Here is a 22,637-nt window from a genome sequence, read left to right as displayed (position 1 = left end):
CGTTCTGGGCCCGGGCTCGTTTCAGGTGCAGGCCTGCTCCGAACCGGAGCGGGGGTGGGTGTCCCGTTCAGGGGCGGGGGGCCTTGGCGCCGTGGGTGGTGGTGTACTCCTTGGCCAGCCAGGGCGCCAGGTCTTCGACGAGTTCGTGCAGGTGGTCGGGGTCGGTGGTGGGGTGCTGGGCGGTGCGGGCCGCCGTGCGCATCTGGTCGTGGCGGTCGGGGTAATAGTGGCCGAAGACGTCCGCGGCCAGGTCCAGGTCGCTGGTCCATCCGCCCCAGGAGGGCATGACCAGGGTGAAGCCGGTGCGTACTAGGCGGCGCGAAACGCCGCGGCTCAGGGTGCGGTGGTCGGTGTCGGTGGTGGCCTGGGCGATGCGGGTGCGCCAGCGGGGCAGGGTCAGGTGCAGGTCGCCGTTGGTCTCGCGGGCCAACAGGGTGGTGGGCCGGTAGTTGGGGAGCTGCTGGGCCAGGTCGGGGCCGATGAGCGGGGTGCACAGGCAGGCGAGGAAGAACCCGGCGTCGTGCAGTTCCAGGTCGCTGGTCAGGTTGGGTACCGAGTCCAGGAGGATGCCGCCGCCCTCGACCTGGTCGAAGGCGGTGTCGATCTCTTCTTGGAGGGTGCGAGCCCGGGCGTGGTCGTGTTCGTCTGGGGTGGTGTGCAGGACCACCAGTGCGTCCAGGTCCGAGACACCGGGGGTGGCGGTGCCGCGGGGGATGCTGCCGTACAGGTAGGCGCTGTGCATGCGCTCTTCGAAGGTCTCGCCCAGGCGGGTGCGCAGGGCGTCGACCATGGGGGTGAAGGCGGTGGGGACCAGGGTCAATGAGCCTTCGCGGGTGATGGTGCCGTCGGGGTAGAGGCCCTGGGTTGGGGGCAGGGGCGGTGTCGACGGTCTCATGGGGGTGGCTCCGGTTCGCAATGGGGTCGGGGCGTTGGGGCTCAGGTGATCGGGTGCCGGGCCCACAGGTTGGGTTCGACCTGGTGTGCCTGGTCGGCGACTGTTTGGCGCAGGGCCCGGGCCATGCGGGTGCTGATTCCGGTGCCCTGGTGGTGGGCGGAGGCCGCGGTGTACAGGGCCGAGGTGATGGCGTCGTCGCCGTTCAGCAGGGCGAGCTGGTAGTCGCCGAACTCCTCGGCTGGCTCGTCCCCGTGTTTCTCGGCGATGGCGTCGTGGAACATCAGCTCGGGGCCGGGGTTGAGTTCGGGGCGCTCTAGGACCTCGGTCAGGTCTGGGCGCTGGGTCAGGGTCACGATCTGCATGGGGGCATGCTCGCAGGGTCCCGAAGCGGTGGGCAAGCGGATTTGTGCTGTTCAGGGCGTTTGCTCGGGTGTGCGGTAGTGCTGGCACCACTGCTGGTGGTGGGTGGGAGTGGACCTGCAAGAGGGTGTCTGCGTCATCGTGGCAGGGGCGGTGGCGTCTCTAGCGTGGAATTCATCAGAAAGCCTGTTGTCTGCGCAGCTTCGGGGAGAGTCATGGTCACGGCGGGCCCATCCACCAACTCGGTCACTGATCCGCTCCGCTACGGGCGCGCTCTGGGGTACGGCGTTCGTCTGCTGGCCTGTGACGGGACCGAGGACGGTCGGATCGTGGAGGAGTTGGGGGACGCGGCCACCGCGGATCACATCGTGGTGCTGGTGCCGGGTAACGACAACTACCTGGGTAACTACTTCAACCAGAAGCGGGCCACGCGGCCGCGCGCCAACGCCCAGACGCTGTTGGAGACGATGGGTGAGGTGGCGCCGGGTGAGCGGGTGGCGGTGGTGGTGTGGGTGGGGTATCGGACCCCGCGCGGGTTCGGTGAGGCGGTCTCGCGCCGTCCGGCGTTGGAGGGGGCCCAGGATCTGGTCCGGCTGACCCGGTTCCTGCCCGGTTCGGCGCGGGTGACGTTGGTGGGGCACAGCTACGGCACGGTGGTGTGTGGTCTGGCCCTGGGGCGGGGGCGGGTCAGTGACTGTGTGGCGTTGGGCAGCCCTGGCATGGGGGCGCGTTCGCGCCAGGAGTTGGGGTTTTCGGGGAATCTGTGGGCGGCGCTGGGGCCCAAGGACTGGATCCGGTTCTTTCCGCGGGGGCATGTGGGCGAGATCGGGCACGGGCCTTCGCCGATGCGTCCCGGGTACGGGGCGCGGGTCTTCGAGACCGGTGACATTCCGGGGCACTGCTCCTATTACCGGCAGGGCAGTGAGTCGGTGCGCAACATCGCGCGGATCGCGTTGGGGCGTTATGAGGAGGTCACACCGGTGGTTGTTCCGGCTCCGCGGCGGCCGAGCGGTGAGTTCACCAGGGAGGCGGTGGTCTCGTGAGCGGCGAACCTGTGATCGTGGCCGAGGGGTTGCGCAAGCTCTATCCGGGCGGCAAGGTCGCCTTGGACGGGGTGGATCTGCTGGTGGAGCCGGGGACGGTGCACGGGTTGCTGGGCCCCAACGGGGCGGGCAAGACCACCTCGGTGCGGGTGCTGGCCACCCTGTTGGGGTTCGACGGGGGGCGGGCCCGGGTGGCGGGGGCGGATGTGGCCACCCAGGCACGGTTGGTGCGGTCCCGGATCGGGTTCGTGGGCCAGTACGCGGCGGTGGACGAGATCCTGAGCGGGCGGCGCAACCTGGAGATGTTCGGTCGCCTGTACCACCTGGGGCGGCGCCGCTCCAGGGAGCGGGCCGTGGAGTTGCTGGAGCGTTTCGACCTGACGGGGGCCGCTGACCGGTCGGTGCGCACCTACTCGGGTGGGATGCGCCGCCGGTTGGATCTGGCGGCCGGGTTGGTGCTGGATCCGCGGGTGTTGTTCCTGGACGAGCCCACCACCGGGTTGGATCCGCGCAGCCGCGCCGAGGTGTGGCGGGCGGTGCGTGAGCTGGTGGCGGCGGGCACCACGGTGTTGTTGACCACCCAGTACCTGGAGGAGGCCGATCGGTTGGCAGACCGGGTCTCGGTGGTGGATGCGGGGCGGGTGATCGCCGAGGGAAGCCCGGAGGAGTTGAAGGAGCGGGTGGGCGGTGGCCTGGTGGAGGTCGTGGTTGCCCGGGCCGAGGAGCTGTCGGTGGCCGCGGGGGTGCTGGGCCGGGTGTCGGGGGCGCGGCCGGAGGTGGATGTGGACGCGTTGGGTGTGCGGGTGTCGATGGGTGGGCGCGGTGCGGCGCTGACCAGGGTGGTGCGGGCTCTGGACGAGGCGGGTCTGGACGTGGAGGACATTGCGTTGCGGCGTCCCACTCTTGATGATGTGTTCCTGAGCCTGACCGGTGAGCAGGACGCGGGTCGGGAGGGCAGCGGGCAGGCGGGGCCGGTGCTGGGGGTGCCCGGTCAACGGGCTGGTGAGCAGCCGGTTGCCGTTCAGGCGGGCCAGGGGAGTTCGCCCCCAGTGGACGAAGAGGCAGGGCTGCGGGGTTGGGATTACCGGGGTGCGAAACGTCGCGGGGCGCGGGGGGAGCGGTCATGACCATCACACCGACCAAACCGGTGCCGGGCGGGCAGGAGATACCCGAGCTGGCTGTCTTTGAACGCGAGCCCCGGGGGCTGCGTGCCTGGGTGCACCGTGCGGGGTGGGCGGTGGCCGATTCGGGGGTGGTGGCGCGCCGTTACCTGGCGCATCTGGTGTACAAGCCTGATGAGGTCATCGGCACGCTGATGATCCCGGTGCTGGCGGTGCTGCTGTTCGGGTTCGTCTTCGGGGAGGCGATGGGCGCGGCCATGGGGGTGGGTGGTGAGGACTACCGTGACTTCCTGATGCCGGGGCTGTTTGCGCTGACGATGGCGTTCGGGATCGGGAACACGACGATTGCGGTGGTCACGGATGTGGGCCGCGGTGTGGTGGACCGGTTCCGGACGCTGCCGATGGCGCCCTCGGCGCTGTTGGTGGGACGCAGTATGGCTGATGTGGTCTCGGCCGTGGTGGACCTGGTGGTCCTGGTGGGGATGGGGTTGCTGATCGGGTGGCAGTGGCACAACGGGCCGTTGGCGGCGTTGGCCGCGCTGGGGTTGCTGTTGCTGTTGAGGTTGGCGTTCACCTGGGTCGGGATCTACCTGGGGTTGCTGGTGCGCAGCCCTGAGGCGGCGATGAAGCTCTTCTCGCTGGTGTTCCCGCTGGCGATGGTGGCTGAGACGTTCGTGCCCACCGAGGTGATCCCGGGCTGGTTGGCGCCGGTAGCCGAGTGGAACCCGCTGTCGGCGACGGTGTTGGCCTGCCGTGATTTGTTTGGTAACACCACGGTGGTGGGTGAGTCGTGGGTGGCGCAGAACGCGTTGTTGATGGCGGTGGTGTGGCCGCTGGTGTTGTTGGCGGTGTTTATTCCGCTGGCGCTGCGCCGCTACCGCAAGCTGAGCAGCTGAGCAGCTGGGCTGGCGCTCTTCCCGGCGGGCCAGGCGTGTTTCGGTCTCGGTGACGGTCCGGGCCAGTTCGGCGCGGTGCGAGCACAACAGGCCGGTGGGGTCGTCGTGGCGCAGCATGCGCACCGGGACTCCGGCGTGTTTGGCGAACGCTGCGATGGTCGACATGGTGCTGTCCGGTACAGGGGCTGACACGGTGTCCGGGGGCCGGACCGCTGGGTGTGTCATCGGGTGCGGGCCAGGTACTGGGCGAAGGTGGTGCGGCCCACGGCCTGGTCGGGGGTCAGGTGGGCGCCGGAGCGGTAGGCGGCGAAGACGGCACCAGGCAGGCGCAGCGGGAGCAGGCGACGCGAGGTGCGGGTGGTGTCCAGGTAGGTGCGGGCCAGGTCATGGAAAGACTCCACCTGGGGTCCGCCCAGGTCGGGGACGCGTCCGGCGGGTTCTTCCAGGGCCAGGCGGACCAGGCGCAGAGCGACCTCGGTGGGGTCGATGGGCTGGATGTCGATGTCGGGGTAGGGCATCACGGGCAGGCGGGCGGCCCGGGTACAGATGTCCTCGATGAGGGGGTGGAACTGGGTGGTGCGCAGGACGGTCACGCCCAGGCCGGAGGCGAGCAGGGCTTCCTCGACGGTGTGTTTGGTGCGGTAGTAGCCCAGGGGGATCCGGTCGCAGCCCACGATGGAGATGTAGACCAGGTGGGTGAGGCCGGTGGTGCGGGCGGCGCGGATGAGGTGGGTGGCGGCCTGGATGTCGCCGCCGGTGGGGCTGGTGGCGCAGTGCACGACGGTGTGGACGCCGGTCAGTGCCTGGGTGAGTCCTTGCCCGGTGCGCAGGTCGACGGCGTGGGCGGTGTCGGCCAGGGTTGCGGGGTGGCGGCTCAGGGTGTGGACCGGGTGGTCGGTGCGGCGTAGTTGTTCCACGACGGGGATGCCCAGGGTTCCGGTGGCTCCGGTGACCAGGATCGTGTTCACGTCCCCCACCTCCGCGGCCGCGGTTGACGCTGGCCGTTGCTGGCGTTTGTCGGGCTTTGGTGGTCCAAGCTAGCACCGCCACCGGGTGGTTTTGGGGACTTTTAGTGGGGTTTCGTGGTGTGTCATCGCAGAGTGGTGGGGTGTGGGGCCCGGGCGGGGGTCCAGCTTCCGGGGCTCCTGGGGCGGTGCGGCGTGGTGGTACCCGGAAGGTGTGGGGTGATGGGGCGACTTGCCCGGTTAGAGTGCTGGGCAGCGTCAGCGCAGTGAGCGCCGACACAGAGGTACCGCGAAACACAGGGGTACCGAAACACAGTGGTGAGGAGCGTGCCCATGTCCGGGGTCGTCGAGGAGCTGTTGGCCGCGATCGGGACGCAACAGGTGGTCACCGATCCCGCGGTGGTACAGGGCTACTCCCATGACGAGGCCGAGTGGGCACCCTACGGGGCTCCGGCCGCGGTGGTGCGCCCCCGCCACACCGCCGACGTCGCCGCGGTGGTGCGGATCTGCGCCGAGCTCGGGGTCGCGGTGGTCGGGCGCGGGGCCGGGACGGGCCTGTCGGGTGCGGCCAACGCCGGTCAGGGCTGGGTGGTGGTCTCCTTCGAACGGATGAACCGGGTGCTGGAGGTGGACACCGTCCAGCAGACCGTCACCGTCCAGCCGGGCGTAGTCAACAACGACCTGCGCGAGAGGGTCGCCCAGGACGGCCTGTGGTACCCGCCCGACCCCGCTTCGGCGCCGTGGTCGACGATCGGCGGGAACGTGGCCACCAACGCCGGCGGGCTGTGCTGCGTCAAGTACGGCGTCACCCGGAACTACGTGCTGGGCATGGAGGCCGTGGTGGGCACCGGTGAGGTCGTGCGGCTGGGAAAGACCACTGCCAAGGGGGTGACCGGGTACGACCTGGCCGGGCTGATGGTGGGCTCGGAGGGCACGTTGGGTCTGGTCACCGAGGTGACGTTGCGCCTGGTGCCGCTGCGCCGGGGTGTGGAACACACCGTGGTGGGCTACTTCGACTCCCTGGCCGACGCCGGGCATGCGGTCGCCGCGGTCTCGGCGGCGGGCATCGTGCCCTCGGCACTGGAACTCATCGACCGGTTCTGCCTGCAGGCCGTGGACGAGTGGAAGAACATGGGCCTGTCCGCCGAGGGCGAGGTACTTCTGCTGGCCCGCAGTGACCTGCCCGGGGCGTCGGGGCAGGAGGAGGCCGACCGCATCCTGGAGTGCTTCGAGCAGGAGAAGGCGGTCTATGCTGTGCGCTCCACCGACGCAGAGGAGGCCGAGGCGCTCTTCCAGGCGCGACGGCTGGCCTATCCGGCGCTGGAGCGGTTGGGGCCGCTGCTGACCGAGGACGTGTGCGTGCCCAAGGCGCAGGTGCCGCACATGCTGGAGGCGATCGAGGCGGCCGCAGAGCGCTTCGACACCAAGATCGGCAACATCGCCCATGCGGGCGACGGCAACCTGCATCCCCTGTTCATCGTCCCGGCCGGGGACGAGGAGGCCAAGAACCGGGCCAAGCAGGCGTTCGAGGTGATCGTGGACCAGGCCCTGGCGGTGGGCGGGACGGTCACCGGCGAGCACGGGGTCGGGCTGTTGAAGATGCGCGGTGCCGCTGACGAACTGGGGCCGCAGGTATTGGCGATGCACCGGGCGGTCAAGGGCGCACTGGACCCCAGGGGCATCTTCAACCCGGGCAAGGTCTTCGCCTTGGAGGAGAGCCAGCCGGGTTAGCGGGTGTACTCGGCGTACTCGTTCAGGCGGGCGGCGGCGGTGAGCATGGCCCGTGAGCGCCGGGTGAGTTCGGCGCCGCGCTGGGCCAGAGCGGCGCGCAGGGCCTCGCTGCCGCCGCTGCGTCGGAGTTCGTGGATGACCGGAGGGATGTCGGGGAGCGGGTAGCGGACCTGGCGCAGCAGGTGCACCATCCGGGCCTCGCGCAGGTCGGCCGGGGTGTACAGGCGGTATCCGGTGGGGTGTTCGCGCTTGGGGTCGAGCAGCCCGGCCTCCTCCCACACCCGCAGGGTGGAGGTACGCACCCCCAGGTGGTCGGCGACCTCACCGATACGCAGATCCCCGGTGGGCGCGGCCGATACCTGGGGGGACTGTTCGGCGACCGCCGCCAGGGCCTGGCCGGTGGTGTGCAGGGCGGTGCGCTCCTCGTGCAGGGTGTGGTGGGCGGCGTCGATCAGTGCCAGAGCCTGGGGCAGGTCGCCCGCGTGTACGGCGGCCATGATCTGGCGGGCGGTGGCACCGCCCAACCCCGCGCTCAGAGCCCGGAAGGTGAGCAGGGCCCGGCGGTGGCGTTCGGTGAAGACCCGGTATCCGGCGGGGGTGCGTGCGGTCGGGGGCAGGACGCCCTCATCGGCGTGGTTGCGCACCTGCTGGGTGGAGATCCCGGCGGCCCGGGCCAGGTCGATGGGGCGCAGCCGATCGCGGGGCTCGTCCAACGTGTGTTCCTCCCGGGAGTGTGTCGTGGCCAGGATAGGGCGAACCGGCGCGGGGGCGGTGGTGCGCGCCGGGGTTGGCCGGGTGCGGGTTCAGTCAAGGCCCGCCTCGTAGGCCAGCAGCCCGGCCTGGGTGCGGTTGTCGCAGCCCAGTTTCTCCAGCAAGCGGGAGACGTGGCCCTTGACGGTGGCCTCGCTCAGGAGGAGCCTCCCTGCGATCTGGCCGTTGGTCATCCCCTCACCCAGGCAGGCCAGGACCTCGGTTTCGCGTTCGGTCAGGGAGGCCACCAGGGTGGCCCGGTCCAGGCGGTGGCTCTGGGTCGTGTGGGCGCTGGTGAGTAGGCGGCGGGTGGCTTCGGGGGACATCACGGTGTGCCCCTGGGCGGTGACGCGGATCAGCGCGGCCAGGTCCTCGGGCGGGGTGGATTTGAGCAGGAAGCCCGAGGCACCGGCGTGCAGGGCGCGCAGGACGTATTCGTCGGCGTCGAAGGTGGTCAGGGCGACCACGACCGGGGATGTGGGCTGGGCGGTGATCTCCTGGGTGGCGCTGATGCCGTCGCGGACGGGCATGCGCAGGTCCATCAGGACGAGGTCGGGAGTGTGCTGGCGGACGGCTTCGATGGCGGCCTGGCCGTCGTGGGCCTGGTCGACGACGGTGATGTGGGGGTCCACGCCCAGGATGGTACGCAGGTGCGCGCAGACCAGGGGGTCGTCGTCCACGATCAGGACGCGGAGCCGGGAGCTGGGTTCGTGGGGCACCGGTAGGTTCTTTCGTTGGTCGGGTTCGGCGTGGGCGGGGCTGTGGTGCGGATGCGCTCACGGCGAGGGCTGGTGGATGTGGGCGTTGAGGGGGACGTGGGCGGGGAGTCGGGCGCTGACGTCGAACCCGCCTTCGGGGGTGGGGGCCGCGCTGAGCAGCCCGCCCAGGAGTTCCACGCGCCGGCGCAGCCCGGCCAGTCCGCGGCCTGAGCCGGAGGAGACGAGTGCGGGGTCGGGGGTGCGGGTGGGGGCGGTGTTGGTGACGCTGACCCGTACGGCAGTGGGGGCGTAGTGCGTGCGCACCTGCACTCGTGCGCCTGGGGCGTGTTTGTGCACGTTGGTCAGGGATTCCTGGACGAGGCGGTGCAGGGTCGCGGCGACCAGTGGTGAGGCGAGGGCGGGGTCGCCCTGGGTGTGCAGGTCCACGGTGGTGCCGGTGCGGCGGGTGTCCTGGACCAGCTGGTGGGGGTCGGGGTCGCTCAGGCCCGGGGCGGGAAGGTCGCTCATTCCGCTCGGGTCGTGTCCTTGGGAGAGCACGCCGGTGAGGTCGCGCAGCTCGCTCAGGGCGCGGTGGCCGGTGACGCGCAGTTCCTCGGCGGCGTTACGCACGGTTTCGTCGTGCGCGCTCACACGCAGGGCTCCGGCTTGGAGCACGATGAGGCTGACCCGGTGGGTGACGATGTCGTGCATCTCGGTGGCCAGGCGGGCGCGTTCGTCGGCGCGGGCCTGTTGGGCGAGCAGATGTTGTTCGTTCTCGGCGCGTTGTGCGCGCTCGCGTAGCGCTTGGACCAGGCGTCGGTGGGTGGACAGGTACAGGGCGACGGCGGCGGCCAGGTCCACGAAGAGTACGGTGCGCACTCCGGTGCCGCTGATGCTGGTGGGGTCGGTGGCCAGCAGGCAGACCCCGACCAGGGCGGCGAAGGGGAGCCAGAACCTGCGGTCGGGTGGGGTGTGCAGGGCCGCGGAGTAGGCGGCGAAGGGTGCGGTGGGTGGGAACCAGGCCAGCGTGGAGGCGGTGTCGGCGCTGAAAAGGGGGCCGGTGGCCAGTGCGGTGGCGATGGCGGCCGCTCCGGTGGCGGTGGCGGCCCACAGTACGGCCAGGGGGTGGGTGCGTCGCCACAGCAGGGTCGCGGAGAGGAGCAGGCAGACGGCCAGGACCGCTGGGGCGGGGACGGGGGAGTCCGCGGAGACGGTGCGGGCCAGGGCCGCGCCCATCAGGGCGCTGATCCCGACGGCGGCCAGGTCCATCAGGGTGTGCCGGTCGAGTGTGGGCAGGCCGAATCGCATGGGGCCAGCGTAGGGCGGCAGAGGTGGGGGAGGGGGAGGTGTGGTGGTGCCGCTGGTGGCTTTGCCTCAGACCTGGCGGGTGGTTCTTGGGGCTCTGGGTCTGTTCGGCTCTTGGGGAGAACGCGTGCACGTGCGGGTCTGGCCCAGAAGGCGGAGCGGAAAAGGAGGGAACCGGATACTGAGTGAGGGGCGTCTCAGTCCGTGGAGAGCCGCACTGAGAGGAAGTGCCCATGTCTGGTGGTGCCATCGCGCTCATGGTCATCGCGGTCATCGTCATCATCGCGGTCGCGGTGGTGGCTTCGGCTGCTGAACGGGAGCGGATGGAGGCCCTGGTGGCCTGGGCCCGTGAGCGGGGCTGGACTTACGACAAGGAGCGCCCCGAACTGGTCGACCGGTTCAGCGGTACGCCCTTCCAGTCGGGTCGCTCCAACGCCAAGGCCAAGCACGTGCTGTGCGCGGACCACCGTGGTCACCGTGTGCTGGCCTATGAGTACACCTACACCACGACCAGCCATAACGGTCAGACCTCGACCACCACCGCGCACCACTACGGCATCGTCGTGGTGGGTACTCCGCTCACCCCGGTCCTGGAGGTCAGGACCGAGCACTTCGGTCACATCCTGCTCGGCCTGCTGGGGGTCCACGACCTCCAGGTGGGCGAGCAGACCTTCGATGACACCTTTCGGATCGCGACCGAGGACGACGCGTTCGCCTTGACGGTGCTGGGTCCCGAGCTTCAGGCCTGGCTGTTGGAGCGGGTCGAGGAACGGGGGCCGTTCCGCTTTAGCGGTCAGCACCTGCTGTCCTGGACCAGCGGCAAACTGGACCCCGACGCCGTGGTGGCCAGGGCTGACACCCTCATCGACCTGCTTGAGCGGGTCCCCGCCCAGGTGTGGGAGGGGACCCCGGGCTGAGTCAGGGGCGCAGGTGGGGTGGGAAGCCCGTCCAGCGCAGTCCGGGCGGCAGGTGGTCCAGGTCGTTGAGGGTGACCAGCGACGAAGGGCTCCGGGGTGTGTAGCGGATGATCGTCAGCCCTGCGTTGGCCGCGCCCACGCTCACCCACCGCCAGGGTGGGGAGTCCAGGGCGGCGGTCACCAACCATCCCACCAGGTAGGCGTGAGTGATGACTACTTCCCGGCGTTCTTGTGAGCCCTGCGCGGGGCCGGTGAGGAGTTTCAGTGCCCGTTGGCCCAGTTCCGGGGAGCGTTCGGCGGCCGGGATCCGGGCCAGGAAGTCCAGGACCCCGTCGGCGTGGGCGTCGGGGATCTCGTGGCGTTGGGGCAGGTAAGGGGCGTAGTCGCCGGCTTCGGGGAGTTCGACCGGTCTGATGCCGTCCAGGTGGTCGGCGACCAGGTGTGCGGTCTGGGTGGCCCGGGGCAGGGCGCCGTGCCACAGGGCCTGGGGGGCGAATTCGCGTAGCCGGGCTCCGAGGAGTTCGGCCTGGCGGCGGCCGGTGTCGGTGAGTTTCCCGGTGGCCGGGTCGGCTTGGGCGTGGCGGGCCAGGTACAGGTGGCGGGTCGCGGGCATGCAGGCCCTTTCCGGTCGTGGAGGTGTCGCTGGGGGTTGGTTCTTGGGTGCGATCCGCCGTGGCGGTGGGTGGTTCGCGGTCGAATGCGCATCGTGCTCCGCGATGACTTCGAGGTGTTCTGGGGGGCGAAGGTGGACATCACGGGGGATGTGCGGGGTTTGCCCAGGCGAGCTGAGCCTGGCTGTGCGGGCCGGAGCTGCACAGTCGGGGTGCAAGGTGTGAGTGATCGGCCTCGGGTGGGTAGGGCCGCACGTGGTAGCGGACTCATCCGGGTTCGCGTATGCGCGTAGTACCGAGCAGTACACAAGGGGGCACCATGGCTGACGCACTCACCGGACGCCGGGTGGCGATTTTGGCCGCTGACGGGGTCGAGCAGGTGGAGCTGGTTCAACCACGGCAGGCGCTGGCTGATGCCGGGGCCCGGGTGGATCTGGTCTCGCTGCACGGCGGTCGGATCCAGGCGATGAACGGCGACATCGAACCGGCCGACCGGTTCGATGTGGACCAGGAGGTGTCCAAGATCGGGGTCGATGACTACGACGCGCTGGTCATCCCCGGTGGCACGATCAATCCGGACAATCTGAGGTCGGACGCCGACGCGGTGGGGTTCGTGCGTGACTTCGTCGCCCAGGGCAAACCGGTCGCGGCCATCTGTCACGGCCCCTGGGTTCTGGTGGAGGCCGACGTGGTGCGCGGGCGCACCGTGACCTCCTATCCCAGTATCCGCACTGACATCCGCAACGCCGGGGGCGTGGTGGTGGAGGAGGAGGTGGTCACCGACCACGGGGTCACCACCAGCCGCAACCCCGATGACCTGCCTGCGTTCTGTGCGCGGATCGTGCGGGAGTTCGCCGTCTGAGTCGTCCCTGGCCCGGGCCCGACTCCATCCGGGCCAGGGGCCCACGCAGCGACGGGGACCGGGCGGGCCGCATGGGGAGAGAGCCGATGTCCGGGCTGTCGTCCTGCGTTGATCGGGGGAACGTTCGAGGGGCCGTGGACCGCACTGTGCGGTCCACGGCCCCTCGAACGTTGCGGTTCAGTTCGGGTTCTGCTCCGACTCGGGCTCGTCGGGGTGGCGGCGCAGGTGCAGCACGGCTGCGGCCAGGCCGCCCCAGAGGACGATCATCGAGATGACCATCATGACGATGGCGCTGGTGGACATCAGTGGCCCTTCCCTTCCTCGTCGTTGTCGCTTGTGCGCGGTGCCGCGATCTTGTCGGGTTCGTCCAGCTGGGCGGGGGCTTCACCGTCGGGCTGGGCGGCGACGCGCTCGGCGTCATGGCGGGCGATGGTGTCGGCGCGCTTCCAGGGGACGCAGGCGACGACGATGCCGAAGACGATGGCGCCGATGGCGACTCCCCAACCGGCGACCAGGAGGAAGCCCTCCGGGTAGTCCTCGTATGAGGAGGTCAGTTCGGCGCGCAGGCTGTCCCACATCATGAAGCCCAACAGGACGGGGGTGATACCGCCTAGGGCGATCTTCCACCACCAGTCGAGGCGGACGGAGGAGATGGCGTTGGCGTGTTTCTCGAACAGGGGGAGCCTGCGCAGGATCCAGCCGAACACGAGCACCATCACGAGACCGGCCAGCGCGATGCCGTACTGGTTGATGAAGTGGTCGAAGGTGTCGAGGAAGTACAGGCCCTGGGGTGTGGGGAAGAGTAGGACCGAGGCGAGCGCCGTGGCTCCGCCGACCAGCAGTACGGTCTGAACGCGACCCAGGCCCGTGCGGTCCTGCACCGCGGAGACGATCACCTGGACGATGCTGATCAACGAGGACAGACCGGCGATGACCAGGCAGCCGAAGAACAGCACCCCGAAGAGCGCCCCGCCCAGCGGCAGGGTGGAGATGATCTGCGGAAAGGCGACGAAGGCCAGTCCGATCCCGGCGGTGGCGACCTCGTCAACGGCTGTTCCCGCGGTGGCGGCCATGAAGCCCAGGGCCGCGAAGACGCCGATACCCGCCAGGAGCTCGAAAGAGCTGTTGGCGAAGCCCGCGACCATGGCCGACCCGGTCAGGTTGACCTTGCGGCGCAGGTAGGAGGCGTAGGTGACCATGATGGCGAAACCGATGGACAGGGAGAAGAAGATCTGCCCGTAGGCGGCGATCCATACCCCGCCGTCGAGCATGGCACCCCAGTTGGGGGTGAATAGAGCGTTCAGGCCTGCGGTGGCCCCGTCCAGGGTGAGTGCCTGGATGACGAGCAGGACGAAGAGCACCACCAGCAGGGGGATGAAGATCTTGTTGGCCTTTTCGATGCCCTTGCGTACGCCCAGGGCCAGCACGGCCAGGACGAGGGCCCAGACGGCTACCAGGGGCCAGGCCACCCCGCTGACGAATCCGGAGACCATCCCGGGGCCGTCGCTGACCTGGAGGAAGTCGTTGAAGAAGAATCCGTCGGGGTCATCGCCCCACTGCTGTCCGACGGCGAACCAGGTGTAGCGCACGGCCCAGGCCACGATGACGGCGTAGTAGATGGCGATGACGAAGCAGATTGCTACCTGCCACCAGCCGATGGCCTCGGCCGGGCGGGAGATGCGCCGGTAGGCGAGCGGAGCCGAGGAACGGTACCGGTGTCCGATGCTGTATTCGAGGATGAGCAGCGGGATGCCCGCCGTCAACAGGGCGATGAGGTAGGGGAGGAGGAATGCCCCGCCCCCGTTGTCGTAGGCGATGTAGGGGAATCGCCAGATGTTGCCCAGTCCGACGGCCGATCCGATCGCGGCCATCAGGAATCCCGCGCGCGTCCCCCACTGCTCGCGAGGCTGTTGCCCCATGTTCAGGTCTCCTAAATCATCCCGTAGTTCGCGATCCGCACGGTAGCAGGATTTGGCCTTTTGGGCATTGTTAAGGCTGTTCTGTGCGCTTTATGTCGTTTGGATTCGGGGTTTTGGTGCTGGTTTATCTAGAGTCTGCAGAGTGGAGGGTGGGGTTCAAGGCGTCAAGGCGGTCTTACCGGACACCTTCAGGTCGGCTCACCCGGGGCGCGTGGTGTGGAGGCGATCGGCTCTCGTGATACCGACCGGGGTGGTGGTGTGGGGTTCTCGATGGCGCTCACCTGGCCGACGCTAGTCCAGGGGGACCCTGTGTGCACGCAGCCCCGCAGCAGTGGAGCCGAAGGTTCACCGGGACATCCAGTGCTTGGGGAGCCCGGGGGCGCCGAACGAGCTGGTGGCCGGTGGGTCGCGGAGCGCTAGAAGGGGTGTACGGGGGTAGAAGTGAAAGGTGGGGTCCATCGCCGTGTGCTCACCCGTGACCCACCGGGAGGAAACATGACCCATGTGCCTGTGGAGGTCGCCCCTGGTGTGCACCGGATCGGCGACGAGCTCGTGAACTTCTACCTGGTGGAGACCGCTGAAGGGTTGGTCATGGTGGATGCCGGACTGCCCGCGCACAGCGGCCGGTTCCTGGACGCGGTCGCCTGGGTGGGGGGACGGCTGCGCGCGGTGGTGCTCACCCACGCCCACCCCGACCACACCGGGCTGGCTGAGCGCGCCCGGGACAAGGGCGGGGCCCGGGTGTGGGTGCACGAGGCGGACGCGCCCATCCTCAAGGACGGTCCGACCAGCTCGGTGATCCACGCCCCTCCCGAGCGTCGGTTGCTGCCCTACCTGGCGCGCTACCCCTCCTCGACCCGGTCGCTGATGCAGTTGGGGTATGCCGGAGCGTTCAGCTCGGACCGGGTGCGCGAGTACTCGGTCTTCGCTGACGACGAGGTGTTGACGGAGGTTCCGGGGCAGCCCAGGGTGCTGTCCGCGCCGGGGCACACCCCGGGCAGTGTTCTGGTGTCCTTCGCGGACCGAGGGGTGGTGTTCACCGGTGACACCCTGGTCACCGAGGACCCCAGCGTCGGCTGTTCGGGGCCGCGGGTGGTGAGCCGGATGTCCACGCACAACAGTGCCCAGGCCTTGGAGTCGTTGGATCGGTTGGTTGACCTGCCCGAGGAGACGGTGCTGTTGCCCGGGCACGGTGAGCCCTTCACCGACGGGCCCCGCGCGGCGGTGATCCGGGCCCGGGCCACGGGCGTGCGCTGAACCGCCGCGCGCCCCGCTGCCCCTTTCAAATGCGGTCGGGGGTGACCGCGGCGGCCGCGTGAACCCGGTCTGCGCCCGCTGGGTGCACGTCCGGGTGGGGAACGCGGGGGCGCCGATCCAGCGGTGGGACAATGCGCACCATGTCCGTACGCGAACTCGTGGTCCTGGGGACCTCCAGCGCCGTGCCCACCCGGCGGCGCAACCACAACGGCTACTTCCTGCGTTGGGGCGACCAGGGTGTGCTGTTCGACCCGGGCGAGGGCACCCAGCGGCAGATGCGCCTGGCGGGGCTGGCCGCGAGTGACATCACCCGGATCTGTGTGACGCACTTCCACGGCGACCACAGCCTGGGGTTGCCCGGCACCATCCAGCGCATCGCCCGCGACCAGGTGCCACACCCCGTGCGGGTGGCCTATCCCGGGGCTGGTGAGGAGTACTGGCGCCGTCTGCGCCACGCTACGTCCTTTCGCGACACCGACGTGATCGTGCCCCAGCCCGTGGGCGGGTCGGGCGGCTGCCCGGTGGGGGAGGACGAACCCTTCACGGTCACGGCGCTGCCGCTGCGCCACTCGGTGCCCGCCTACGGGTACCGGCTCAAGGAACCGGACGGGTGGCGGATGCTGCCCGAGCGCCTGCGGCACTTCGGGGTGCGTGGCCCAGATGTCTCCCGGCTCCAGCGCGAGGGGGCGCTGGAACTGGCGGAGGGGCGTGTGGTGGAGCTGGCCGATTGTGCGGTACCCCGGCCCGGGCAGGTGTTCGCCTTCGTCATGGACACCGGTGAGTGCGAGCAGGCGGTGGAGCTGGCTCAGGGGGCGGACATGCTGGTCATCGAGTCCACCTACCTGGATTCGGAGGAGCATCTGGCTCGGGGGTACGGGCATCTGACCGCGCGCCAGGCCGGGCGGATCGCCGCGCGGGCGGGGGTGCGCCTGCTGGTGCTGACTCACCTGTCCGAGCGCTATGAGGAGTCCGAGGAGCCGAACTTCGTGTCCCAGGCCGGTGCGGAGTTCGACGGGCCGGTGGTGTTGGCCGCTGACCTGGACCGGATTTCGGTTCCCGGGCGGCGCTGACCTGGACTGTTGGGGCATTCTGAGAAACGAGGATCCCAGAAGAACCATTTGTGGGTTGGCGGTATCCAACGCAGTGTTGCATTTGTGCGCTGTGGAAGGCTCTCGATGACCCCCCGACCTGTCTCCACCCCTGCCCCGGTTTCCCCTGGGCTGCGGCTACGTGCCGGAGCGGCCCTGGCCGGGCTGCTCCTGGTGACCACCGGCTGCGGCCTGTCCGGCGGATCCGCCCCCGGGGACTCCGGCGGTGATGGCGCCGACGAATCCGCCGAGGTGGCTGCCGAGCAGCCCTCCGTCGACTACCCCGAGGGGCCCTACACCCGTCGGGGCATCAGTGGCAGCGGCAACGGTTACGACTCCGCCCTGCGCGTGAACGAGATCCTCGGCCACTTCGACCGCACCGTCCTGCGCCTGACCGTCTCACCCCAGGGGCAGGAGGGTGAGTCCGTCATCGCCATCAACGCTTTCGGCGGCGGCGTAGTGGGCGCGCACACCACCAGCCCGTTGGGTCTGTGGATCATCGACCCGGTGGGCCAGCGCCTCTATCCCCCGGCCTACAGCGACACGGAGTTCGTGGGCTCGCAGATCTCCGCCTTCACGGTGGTCGGCGCGGACTACGAGATCGAGGCGCACTTTGCGCCCCTGCCCGCCGGAACCCGCCGGATCAGTCTGGCCACCCCCGGCACCCAGGGGATCTTCACCGGGGTGCGGGTGAACAACCACTTCGACCAACCCTGGAATCCTGGGTCGGCCCCCACTGAAGAGGCGCCCAGCCGCTGGGATCACGAGCCCGGGCAGACCATCACGATGCCGGTCAGCGACGGCCCCGTCCCCGAAGAGGGCATCGACCTGTACAGCATCGTGGAGGCTGGTGAGCAGGAGGCCACCGCGGGTCAGGCGCGCGGCGGTGACATCGCGCCGCCCGCACCCTATGCCGAGCCCGCCCAGGAGGCGGTGGCGATCGGGAACGCGGAGTTCACCGGGGAACGCTCCTATGATTTCGTGCTGTTCTCCCTGCGCCGTGACGGCGCGTTCGTGGTCGCCGAGTTCGACCTGACCAACAACGGCCCGGGTACCGTCAACCATCTTTACGGCGCGAACTTCGGGCAGGACGGGGTCCATGGCGGCCGGTTCGGGTCGTTCGGGATCCAGGACCCGGGCAGCGGGGACGTGTACCGGTCGCTGCGGATCGGGCCCGAGGGGACGACACCCGCTACATGGAGCCGTTCGGCTATCCCTACCTGGGTGAGTCGGGTACGACCAACCGGGTCCAGCTGCACTTCCCGGCCCCGCCACTGGAGGTGGACACCGTGACGTTCACGGCGGGTCCCTTCGGTGACTTCGAGGATGTGCCCCTGGAGTGAGTCCTCTGGGTAGGAGGGGCAGGGGCCCTCAACTCCGTTCCAGAGCCGGTTGGTCCCCGTTCGGGGCGGGTTGTTCGGTGGCGGGGGCCACTGCGGTTTCTGGGGTGCTCGGCACGGCGGTCTGGGCGATGAAGGCACCGGTCACGATGACCACCGCGCCCAGGACCTGCACGGGGGTGAGCGCCTCGCCGAGCAGGACCCAGGCCAGCACGATCGCGGTCACCACCTCCAGGTAGGCCACACCTCCCGCGACCTGTGGGGAGAGCCTCTTGATCGCCGAGACCCCGGTGAAGTAGGCGATGGCGGTGCACACCAGGCCCAGCCACAGCGCGATCATCCAGCCGGGCAGGGCGAGGGCGCCCAACGGAAGCGGGGCTGCGAGCAGACCCCAGGGCAGTGTCCAGGGCTGGGCGAGCACCCCCAGCAGGACGGTGGCGATCAGCGCGCCGAAAGCGATCACCGCCAGGGGGTCGGTGTCCTCTCCCATGGCGTCACCGAGCAGGAAGAAGGCGGCCTGGGCGGCGGCCGCGCCCAGCGCCAGGCCGACCCCGATCGCGTCCAGGCGCATCCCCGCCCAGACCTCCAGCAGCAGGCCGAGCCCGGCCACGGCCAGGACCACGCCCATCACGGCGGCGGGGGAGACCCGGTTGCGGCGCACCACCCGTACCCACAGAAGGACCAGTACCGGGCCGAGGAACTCCAGCAGCAGCGCGATCCCCACCGGGATACGGGCGATGGCGGCGAAGTACAGGGCTTGGACACCGGCCATGGGGAACACCCCGTAGGCCAGGACCAGAAGGGGTTTTCGCTGGGCGACGCGCCAGTGCCGCATGGCCACGGGCAGCAGGATCAGCGCGGCCCCGGCCAGGCGCAGCCAGGTCACGTGCAGGGAGTCCATCCCTGCGTCCAGTAGGGGGCGGGCGAGGACCCCCGAACCACCGAAGGCCAGGGCGGAGGCGAGCGCGAAGGCCAGCCCGGAGGGGCGGTGGCGAGCGGTGGGTGCGGACACGAGCGGCGCTCCAAGGGAAGAGGTGGGGCGATGGGACCCCGTCGAGGATAGGCCTGTCGGCTTCGGGGGTGGGTAGCGCCGTCTGATGGGCAGACGAGTGGCGGGTGCTCGGGTTCTAGTGTGCCGGGGTCAGGTCCAGCTGGGCCCAGGCCACGTCGTGCCAGGCCCCGTGCTTGTGTCCCACCCGGCGCATGACGCCCACGTCCTCGAAGCCCATGGCTCGGTGCAGGCCCAGGCTGGCGTCGTTGGGCAGGGTCATGCAGGCGATGGCGGTGCGCATGCCCCGCTTCGCCAGGCGTGGCAGCAGTTCGGAGTACAGGGCCCGGCCCGCGCCCCGGCGGTGTCCTCCCTGTTTGAGGTAGACGCTGACCTCGCAGGTCCACTGGTAGGCGGCCCGGGCACGGAAGGTTCCCCCGTAGGCGTAGCCGAGCACCCCCTGTTCGTCCTCCATGAGGATCCACGCGTGCTGGAGCTGGGCCGCGGTGATGCGTTCGGCCATCTGCCCGGCCGAGGGCGGGGTCAGCTCGAAGGTGATGGAGGTGTCGGTGACGTAGGGCGCGTAGATCTGGGCGCACGCCGCGGCGTCGGCGGTTGTGGCGTCACGGATGCGGGCGTGGGGCAGCAGGGAACTCATGTTGAAGATAGTAAGCGACTGTGTCCACTATGGTGAACGCATGAGTGACCAACTGGGCCCCGCCCTCGCCGTGACCCTCCAGGCCCTGCGCCGTGACCGCGGCCTGAGCGGCGCCGCCCTGGCCGAACTCTCCGGGGTCTCGCGCGCCATGATCAGCCGGATCGAGAACGGCGACGCCCAGCCCACCGCCTCCCTGCTGGGCCGCCTGTCCGGTGCCCTGGGCATCACCCTGTCCGAACTCATCGCCCAGGCCGAGCAGGGCGATCGCCGTCTGGCCCGACTGGACCAACAGCCCGTGTGGACCGACCCCGAGACCGGTTACCGCAGGCGCGCGGTCTCACCCACCTCCGGCGGGGCGCTGGAGCTGGTCGAGGTCGAGCTCCCGCCGGGTGCGCGGGTGGCCTACCCCCGGGAGGTCTACACCTTCACCCGCCACCAGATCTGGGTACTGGAGGGCACGCTCGCCTTCCGTGAGGGATCGCTCGAGCACGTCCTGGAGCGGGGGGACTGCCTCCAGCTCGGCGCACCCGCACCCTGCGAGTACCGCAACCCGACCGAGGATCCCTGCCGCTACCTGGTGGCCATCACCCGCCGGGGTTAGGGGCGCAGCCTCGGGGCGGACGGCCTTCAGCTGCCGGCCGGATCCTGATCTTGGTGTGCGCTCTGGGCGTTCACCACGGCGGGGAGCAGGCCGGGGAAGCGCTCTTGTAGCTCCTCCTCGCGCAGTCGGCTCATGCGGGAGGTTCCCTCGTAGTACTGGCGGATGACCCCGGCCTCGCGCAGCACCCGGAAGTGGTGGGTCGAGGTGGACTTGCTCACCGGGAGATCGAAGGCGATACAGGCCATGTCGTCGTGGCCCAGGGAGAGCGCGTGCACGATGCGCAGCCGGATCGGATCGGCGAGTGCGCTCAGCACCGCCTCGAGCTGGATCTGGCTGGGCTCGGGGTGCTCCAGCTGTCGACCCTGGGTGGTGCGTGCGCTCCTGGACATGCTGTGACCTCCGTAGGCGCGGGCTTTCCGACAATGTACGAGAGGCGCAGTAGTTTGACAATCATCGTAGTACGACATGTACCGTACAAGCGGTGGTTGGCTCCCTCGCCAGCCCACGTGCCCGACCCGCTATGCGAAGGACGCCGACTGTGAGCACCCTGTTCACCCCGCTGAAGCTGCGGTCACTGGAGATCCCCAACCGCGCCTGGATGGCTCCGATGTGCATGTACTCCGCACCCGACCAGGGACCGGACACCGCAGCGCCCACGGACTTCCACCTGACCCACCTGGCCTCCCGTGCCGCAGGCGGCGCCGGACTGGTCATGGCCGAGGCCACCGGGGTGCGCCCCGACGGCCGCATCAGCCCCTGGGACCTGGGCTTGTGGAACGACACCCAGCAGGCCGCCTTCACCCGCGTGACCGCCGCCATCCGCGCCCACGGCTCGGTCCCGGCCATCCAGCTCGCCCACGCCGGACGCAAGGCCGCCACCGACAAGCCCTGGCTCGGAGGCCGCGGGCTGGGCGCCGATGAAGGCGGCTGGACCACGGTTTCCGCCAGCGCCGAACCCTTCGAGGGGCTGCCCACCCCATACGAACTCACCCAGGAGGAGATCGCCCAGCTGGTGGGCGACTTCGCAGCCTCCGCCGAACGCGCCCTGGCCGCCGGGTTCCAGGTCGCCGAGGTCCACGGCGCCCACGGCTACCTGATCAACTCCTTCCTCTCCCCGCTGGCCAACTACCGCACCGATGCCTACGGTGGTGATCTCCAGGGCCGCATGCGTCTGGCCCTGGAGATCGTGGAGGCCGTACGAGAGGTGTGGCCCGAACACCTGCCGGTGCTCTTTCGTACATCGGCCACCGACTGGCTCAGCGAGGACCCTGCGGACACACGCCGGGGGTGGACGGTCCAGGACACCGTTCAGCTGGCCAAGGAGCTCGCCGCCCGGGGCGTGGACCTGCTCGACGTCTCCACTGGCGGCATGACCCACGATGCCCGCATCCCCGCCGAGCCCGGCTACCAGGTGCCCTTCGCTGAACGCGTGCGTGCCGAGGCAGGCATCCCCACCGCTGCCGTGGGACTTATCCTCGAACCCGACCAGGCCGAGGAGATCGTGGCTACCGGACGGGCCGACGCCACCATGCTCGGCCGCCAGCTGCTGCGCGAGCCCTACTGGCCCCACCGCGCTCGCGCCGAACTCGGGGACAGCCCTTCCTGGCCCGAGCAGTACGGCTACGCCGTGGCACGACCCAGGAAGGGTTGAGCGTTCGGTGCGGGAGCGGGGGTGAGTGCGGTGGGAGCGGCGGGAGTCAGGCGGCCAAGGCCTTGAGGAAGGCGGGGCGCTGGTCCCGCAGCCAGGCGCTGCGGCGGTCCTTGACGCGTTCCCACGCGGGCCAGCCGCCCGCCTGCTCCACGATATCGACGAAGAGCGGGTTGCCTTGGTCGAGCATGCTCTTGACGAAGGTGCGGGAGACCTCGTTGTACTGCTCGATGGTCTCCGGCAACGCCCGGCGGTCCTCGGCGGACATGCCGTAGCCCTCGGCGAGCAGGCTCAGCCGGTGCAGGACGTCGGCCCGGGCGAACTTCGATTCCGTGAGGACCTCCGGGGGCAGGGTGGGGCCCATGTAGAAGGCCAGCGCGGCCAGGTCCCACACCGGGCGGCCCGGGGCGGCCAGGTCGAAGTCGATCAGGGCGTGGCCCGCGCCGTCACGGAAGACCAGGTTTTCCAGGCAGGGGTCGTTGTGGCACAGCAGCGTGCCGCCCTCGGGGTCGCTCAGGGCGGTGGGCCAGGCCGCACCGGGGTCGAAGGGCACGTGCTGGGCGGCGTCGTGGTAGCGGCGCAGCAGCCGGGCCGAGGCGCTCACCACCCAATCCTCAGTAGCCCAGATGGGGAAGGGCGGGACCGCCACGTCCCCCTCGACGAAGGTGAGCTCTTCGGTGCCGTCCTCGTACAGGGCCAGCGGCCGGGGAGCCCCCTCGAACCCGCTCGCGGTCAGGGCGGTCAGGTACTCCTGCAGGGCGGGGGCATGGGGCGGGGCGGTGCGCACGACCCGGGCACCGCGGCGCAAGACGGTGTTCATCATGCCGCCGCTGAGCGGCTGGTCCTGTTCCCGGTCCTGTTTTCGCCCTTGGGGGCCGACGGCCATAGCCGGTGTCCCTTCCCTCGCGAAGTCCGCGGCGCCAGGAAAACCCGTGGTGCGCCAAGGCTGAACAATCTACTGTTCTGGCTGACCCCGGACCAGGG

General features: G+C 69.9%; 23 protein-coding genes and 1 pseudogene. 11 read left to right on the top strand and 13 right to left on the bottom strand.

The genetic code is table 11. The annotated features are described in order from the left end of the window. Positions 1-67: 67 nt before the first annotated feature. Together D457_RS0109065 and D457_RS32175 are read right to left on the bottom strand one after the other, a co-directional pair. Complete coding sequence (locus tag D457_RS0109065) at positions 68-895, bottom strand: nucleotidyltransferase domain-containing protein (protein WP_026116481.1); 828 nt, start codon at positions 893-895, stop codon at positions 68-70. A 41-nt stretch (positions 896-936) separates the two neighbouring features. Then, positions 937-1,257, bottom strand: coding sequence for a hypothetical protein (locus D457_RS32175; RefSeq protein WP_017580337.1), 321 nt, complete (start codon positions 1,255-1,257; stop codon positions 937-939). A gap of 213 nt (positions 1,258-1,470) precedes the next feature. Between D457_RS32175 and D457_RS0109055 the strand changes: the two genes are divergently transcribed. The 3 genes and pseudogenes from D457_RS0109055 (at position 1,471) to D457_RS0109045 (ending at position 4,315) form a co-directional block, all read left to right on the top strand. Beyond that, positions 1,471-2,298 carry an alpha/beta hydrolase gene (locus D457_RS0109055; RefSeq protein WP_017580336.1) on the top strand — a complete coding sequence of 276 codons (828 nt, stop codon included), beginning with the start codon at positions 1,471-1,473 and terminating at the stop codon, positions 2,296-2,298. Beyond that, a pseudogene (locus D457_RS0109050) lies at positions 2,295-3,251 on the top strand (ATP-binding cassette domain-containing protein); the annotation flags it as partial. The gene D457_RS0109055 and the pseudogene D457_RS0109050, both read left to right, overlap by 4 nt. Before the next feature lie 170 nt (positions 3,252-3,421). After that, positions 3,422-4,315 (top strand): ABC transporter permease, encoded by an 894-nt coding sequence (locus D457_RS0109045; protein WP_017580334.1) that lies wholly within the window; start codon positions 3,422-3,424, stop codon positions 4,313-4,315. A 221-nt stretch (positions 4,316-4,536) separates the two neighbouring features. Here the strand turns inward: D457_RS0109045 and D457_RS0109040 are convergent, their stop codons facing one another. Next, a complete protein-coding gene (locus D457_RS0109040) occupies positions 4,537-5,283 on the bottom strand; it encodes an SDR family oxidoreductase (protein ID WP_017580333.1) in 747 nt (248 codons plus the stop codon). Between the two features lie 330 nt (positions 5,284-5,613). Between D457_RS0109040 and D457_RS0109035 the strand changes: the two genes are divergently transcribed. After that, complete coding sequence (locus D457_RS0109035) at positions 5,614-7,011, top strand: FAD-binding oxidoreductase (protein WP_017580332.1); 1,398 nt, start codon at positions 5,614-5,616, stop codon at positions 7,009-7,011. Here D457_RS0109035 and D457_RS0109030 read toward each other — a convergent pair. The 3 genes from D457_RS0109030 to D457_RS37450 form a co-directional block, all read right to left on the bottom strand. Beyond that, positions 7,008-7,724 carry a MerR family transcriptional regulator gene (locus D457_RS0109030; RefSeq protein ID WP_017580331.1) on the bottom strand — a complete coding sequence of 239 codons (717 nt, stop codon included), beginning with the start codon at positions 7,722-7,724 and terminating at the stop codon, positions 7,008-7,010. The genes D457_RS0109035 and D457_RS0109030 overlap by 4 nt on opposite strands. A 90-nt stretch (positions 7,725-7,814) precedes the next feature. Further along, positions 7,815-8,480 (bottom strand): response regulator, encoded by a 666-nt coding sequence (locus tag D457_RS0109025; RefSeq protein WP_017580330.1) that lies wholly within the window; start codon positions 8,478-8,480, stop codon positions 7,815-7,817. Positions 8,481-8,537: 57 nt separating this feature from the next. Further along, positions 8,538-9,767 (bottom strand): sensor histidine kinase, encoded by a 1,230-nt coding sequence (locus tag D457_RS37450; protein WP_017580329.1) that lies wholly within the window; start codon positions 9,765-9,767, stop codon positions 8,538-8,540. Between the two features lie 230 nt (positions 9,768-9,997). Between D457_RS37450 and D457_RS0109015 the strand changes: the two genes are divergently transcribed. Next, positions 9,998-10,681, top strand: a complete 684-nt coding sequence (locus D457_RS0109015; RefSeq protein WP_017580328.1) for a type III secretion system chaperone family protein — start codon at positions 9,998-10,000, stop codon at positions 10,679-10,681. Between the two features lies 1 nt (position 10,682). Here D457_RS0109015 and D457_RS0109010 read toward each other — a convergent pair whose 3' ends face one another. Next, a complete protein-coding gene (locus tag D457_RS0109010; RefSeq protein WP_017580327.1) occupies positions 10,683-11,294 on the bottom strand; it encodes a histidine phosphatase family protein in 612 nt (203 codons plus the stop codon). A 317-nt stretch (positions 11,295-11,611) separates the two neighbouring features. Here D457_RS0109010 and D457_RS0109005 point away from each other — a divergent pair, with 317 nt between their 5' ends. Next, complete coding sequence (locus tag D457_RS0109005; protein ID WP_017580326.1) at positions 11,612-12,154, top strand: type 1 glutamine amidotransferase domain-containing protein; 543 nt, start codon at positions 11,612-11,614, stop codon at positions 12,152-12,154. Positions 12,155-12,331: 177 nt separating this feature from the next. Here the strand turns inward: D457_RS0109005 and D457_RS34585 are convergent, their stop codons facing one another. Together D457_RS34585 and D457_RS0108995 are read right to left on the bottom strand one after the other, a co-directional pair. Next, on the bottom strand, positions 12,332-12,457 hold the full coding sequence (locus D457_RS34585) for a methionine/alanine import family NSS transporter small subunit (RefSeq protein ID WP_017580325.1): 126 nt from the start codon (positions 12,455-12,457) through the stop codon (positions 12,332-12,334). After that, the gene (locus D457_RS0108995) at positions 12,457-14,073 is read right to left on the bottom strand and encodes a sodium-dependent transporter (protein ID WP_026116480.1); all 1,617 of its coding nucleotides are present in this window, start codon (positions 14,071-14,073) and stop codon (positions 12,457-12,459) included. Before D457_RS0108995 ends, D457_RS34585 begins: the two co-directional genes overlap by 1 nt. Positions 14,074-14,568: 495 nt before the next feature. On the opposite strand from D457_RS0108995, the gene D457_RS0108990 reads away from it, so the two are divergent. From D457_RS0108990 to D457_RS0108980, 3 genes are all read left to right on the top strand, one after another. Continuing rightward, a complete protein-coding gene (locus D457_RS0108990) occupies positions 14,569-15,330 on the top strand; it encodes an MBL fold metallo-hydrolase (RefSeq protein ID WP_017580323.1) in 762 nt (253 codons plus the stop codon). A 140-nt stretch (positions 15,331-15,470) separates the two neighbouring features. Next, positions 15,471-16,400, top strand: coding sequence for a ribonuclease Z (locus tag D457_RS0108985; RefSeq protein WP_026116479.1), 930 nt, complete (start codon positions 15,471-15,473; stop codon positions 16,398-16,400). A gap of 105 nt (positions 16,401-16,505) precedes the next feature. After that, positions 16,506-17,711, top strand: coding sequence for a hypothetical protein (locus D457_RS0108980; protein ID WP_017580321.1), 1,206 nt, complete (start codon positions 16,506-16,508; stop codon positions 17,709-17,711). Between the two features lie 78 nt (positions 17,712-17,789). Here D457_RS0108980 and D457_RS0108975 read toward each other — a convergent pair whose 3' ends face one another. Next, positions 17,790-18,770, bottom strand: coding sequence for an EamA family transporter (locus D457_RS0108975; protein WP_017580320.1), 981 nt, complete (start codon positions 18,768-18,770; stop codon positions 17,790-17,792). Between the two features lie 115 nt (positions 18,771-18,885). Then, a complete protein-coding gene (locus D457_RS0108970; protein ID WP_017580319.1) occupies positions 18,886-19,404 on the bottom strand; it encodes a GNAT family N-acetyltransferase in 519 nt (172 codons plus the stop codon). A gap of 40 nt (positions 19,405-19,444) precedes the next feature. Between D457_RS0108970 and D457_RS0108965 the strand changes: the two genes are divergently transcribed. Continuing rightward, entirely contained in the window at positions 19,445-20,005 is a 561-nt protein-coding gene (locus D457_RS0108965) for a helix-turn-helix domain-containing protein (RefSeq protein WP_017580318.1), read from the top strand. Positions 20,006-20,031: 26 nt separating this feature from the next. Here D457_RS0108965 and D457_RS0108960 read toward each other — a convergent pair whose 3' ends face one another. After that, a complete protein-coding gene (locus D457_RS0108960; RefSeq protein ID WP_017580317.1) occupies positions 20,032-20,394 on the bottom strand; it encodes an ArsR/SmtB family transcription factor in 363 nt (120 codons plus the stop codon). A gap of 149 nt (positions 20,395-20,543) precedes the next feature. Between D457_RS0108960 and D457_RS0108955 the strand changes: the two genes are divergently transcribed. Then, entirely contained in the window at positions 20,544-21,656 is a 1,113-nt protein-coding gene (locus tag D457_RS0108955) for an NADH:flavin oxidoreductase/NADH oxidase (protein WP_017580316.1), read from the top strand. A gap of 46 nt (positions 21,657-21,702) precedes the next feature. Here D457_RS0108955 and D457_RS0108950 read toward each other — a convergent pair whose 3' ends face one another. Further along, on the bottom strand, positions 21,703-22,539 hold the full coding sequence (locus D457_RS0108950; RefSeq protein WP_017580315.1) for an aminoglycoside phosphotransferase family protein: 837 nt from the start codon (positions 22,537-22,539) through the stop codon (positions 21,703-21,705). Positions 22,540-22,637: the final 98 nt, after the last annotated feature.

This window comes from Nocardiopsis valliformis DSM 45023 (genome assembly GCF_000340985.1).
GTDB classification, from domain to species: Bacteria; Actinomycetota; Actinomycetes; order Streptosporangiales; family Streptosporangiaceae; genus Nocardiopsis; species Nocardiopsis exhalans.
Note: the sequence above shows the minus strand (reverse complement) of the source record. Positions and strands in the feature narration are given on the sequence as shown.

Coding starts and splice junctions, on each gene's coding strand:
- D457_RS0108990 (WP_017580323.1), top strand. CDS start 14,569: ATGACCCATGTGCCTGTGGAGGTCGCCCCTGGTGTGCACCGGATCGGC.
- D457_RS0109035 (WP_017580332.1), top strand. CDS start 5,614: ATGTCCGGGGTCGTCGAGGAGCTGTTGGCCGCGATCGGGACGCAACAG.
- D457_RS0108960 (WP_017580317.1), bottom strand. CDS start 20,394: ATGTCCAGGAGCGCACGCACCACCCAGGGTCGACAGCTGGAGCACCCC.
- D457_RS0108980 (WP_017580321.1), top strand. CDS start 16,506: ATGACCCCCCGACCTGTCTCCACCCCTGCCCCGGTTTCCCCTGGGCTG.
- D457_RS32175 (WP_017580337.1), bottom strand. CDS start 1,257: ATGCAGATCGTGACCCTGACCCAGCGCCCAGACCTGACCGAGGTCCTA.
- D457_RS0108970 (WP_017580319.1), bottom strand. CDS start 19,404: ATGAGTTCCCTGCTGCCCCACGCCCGCATCCGTGACGCCACAACCGCC.
- D457_RS0109015 (WP_017580328.1), top strand. CDS start 9,998: ATGTCTGGTGGTGCCATCGCGCTCATGGTCATCGCGGTCATCGTCATC.
- D457_RS37450 (WP_017580329.1), bottom strand. CDS start 9,767: ATGCGATTCGGCCTGCCCACACTCGACCGGCACACCCTGATGGACCTG.
- D457_RS0109055 (WP_017580336.1), top strand. CDS start 1,471: ATGGTCACGGCGGGCCCATCCACCAACTCGGTCACTGATCCGCTCCGC.
- D457_RS0109010 (WP_017580327.1), bottom strand. CDS start 11,294: ATGCCCGCGACCCGCCACCTGTACCTGGCCCGCCACGCCCAAGCCGAC.
- D457_RS0108995 (WP_026116480.1), bottom strand. CDS start 14,073: ATGGGGCAACAGCCTCGCGAGCAGTGGGGGACGCGCGCGGGATTCCTG.
- D457_RS0109045 (WP_017580334.1), top strand. CDS start 3,422: ATGACCATCACACCGACCAAACCGGTGCCGGGCGGGCAGGAGATACCC.
- D457_RS0108965 (WP_017580318.1), top strand. CDS start 19,445: ATGAGTGACCAACTGGGCCCCGCCCTCGCCGTGACCCTCCAGGCCCTG.
- D457_RS34585 (WP_017580325.1), bottom strand. CDS start 12,457: ATGTCCACCAGCGCCATCGTCATGATGGTCATCTCGATGATCGTCCTC.
- D457_RS0108985 (WP_026116479.1), top strand. CDS start 15,471: ATGTCCGTACGCGAACTCGTGGTCCTGGGGACCTCCAGCGCCGTGCCC.
- D457_RS0109005 (WP_017580326.1), top strand. CDS start 11,612: ATGGCTGACGCACTCACCGGACGCCGGGTGGCGATTTTGGCCGCTGAC.
- D457_RS0108950 (WP_017580315.1), bottom strand. CDS start 22,539: ATGGCCGTCGGCCCCCAAGGGCGAAAACAGGACCGGGAACAGGACCAG.
- D457_RS0109065 (WP_026116481.1), bottom strand. CDS start 895: ATGAGACCGTCGACACCGCCCCTGCCCCCAACCCAGGGCCTCTACCCC.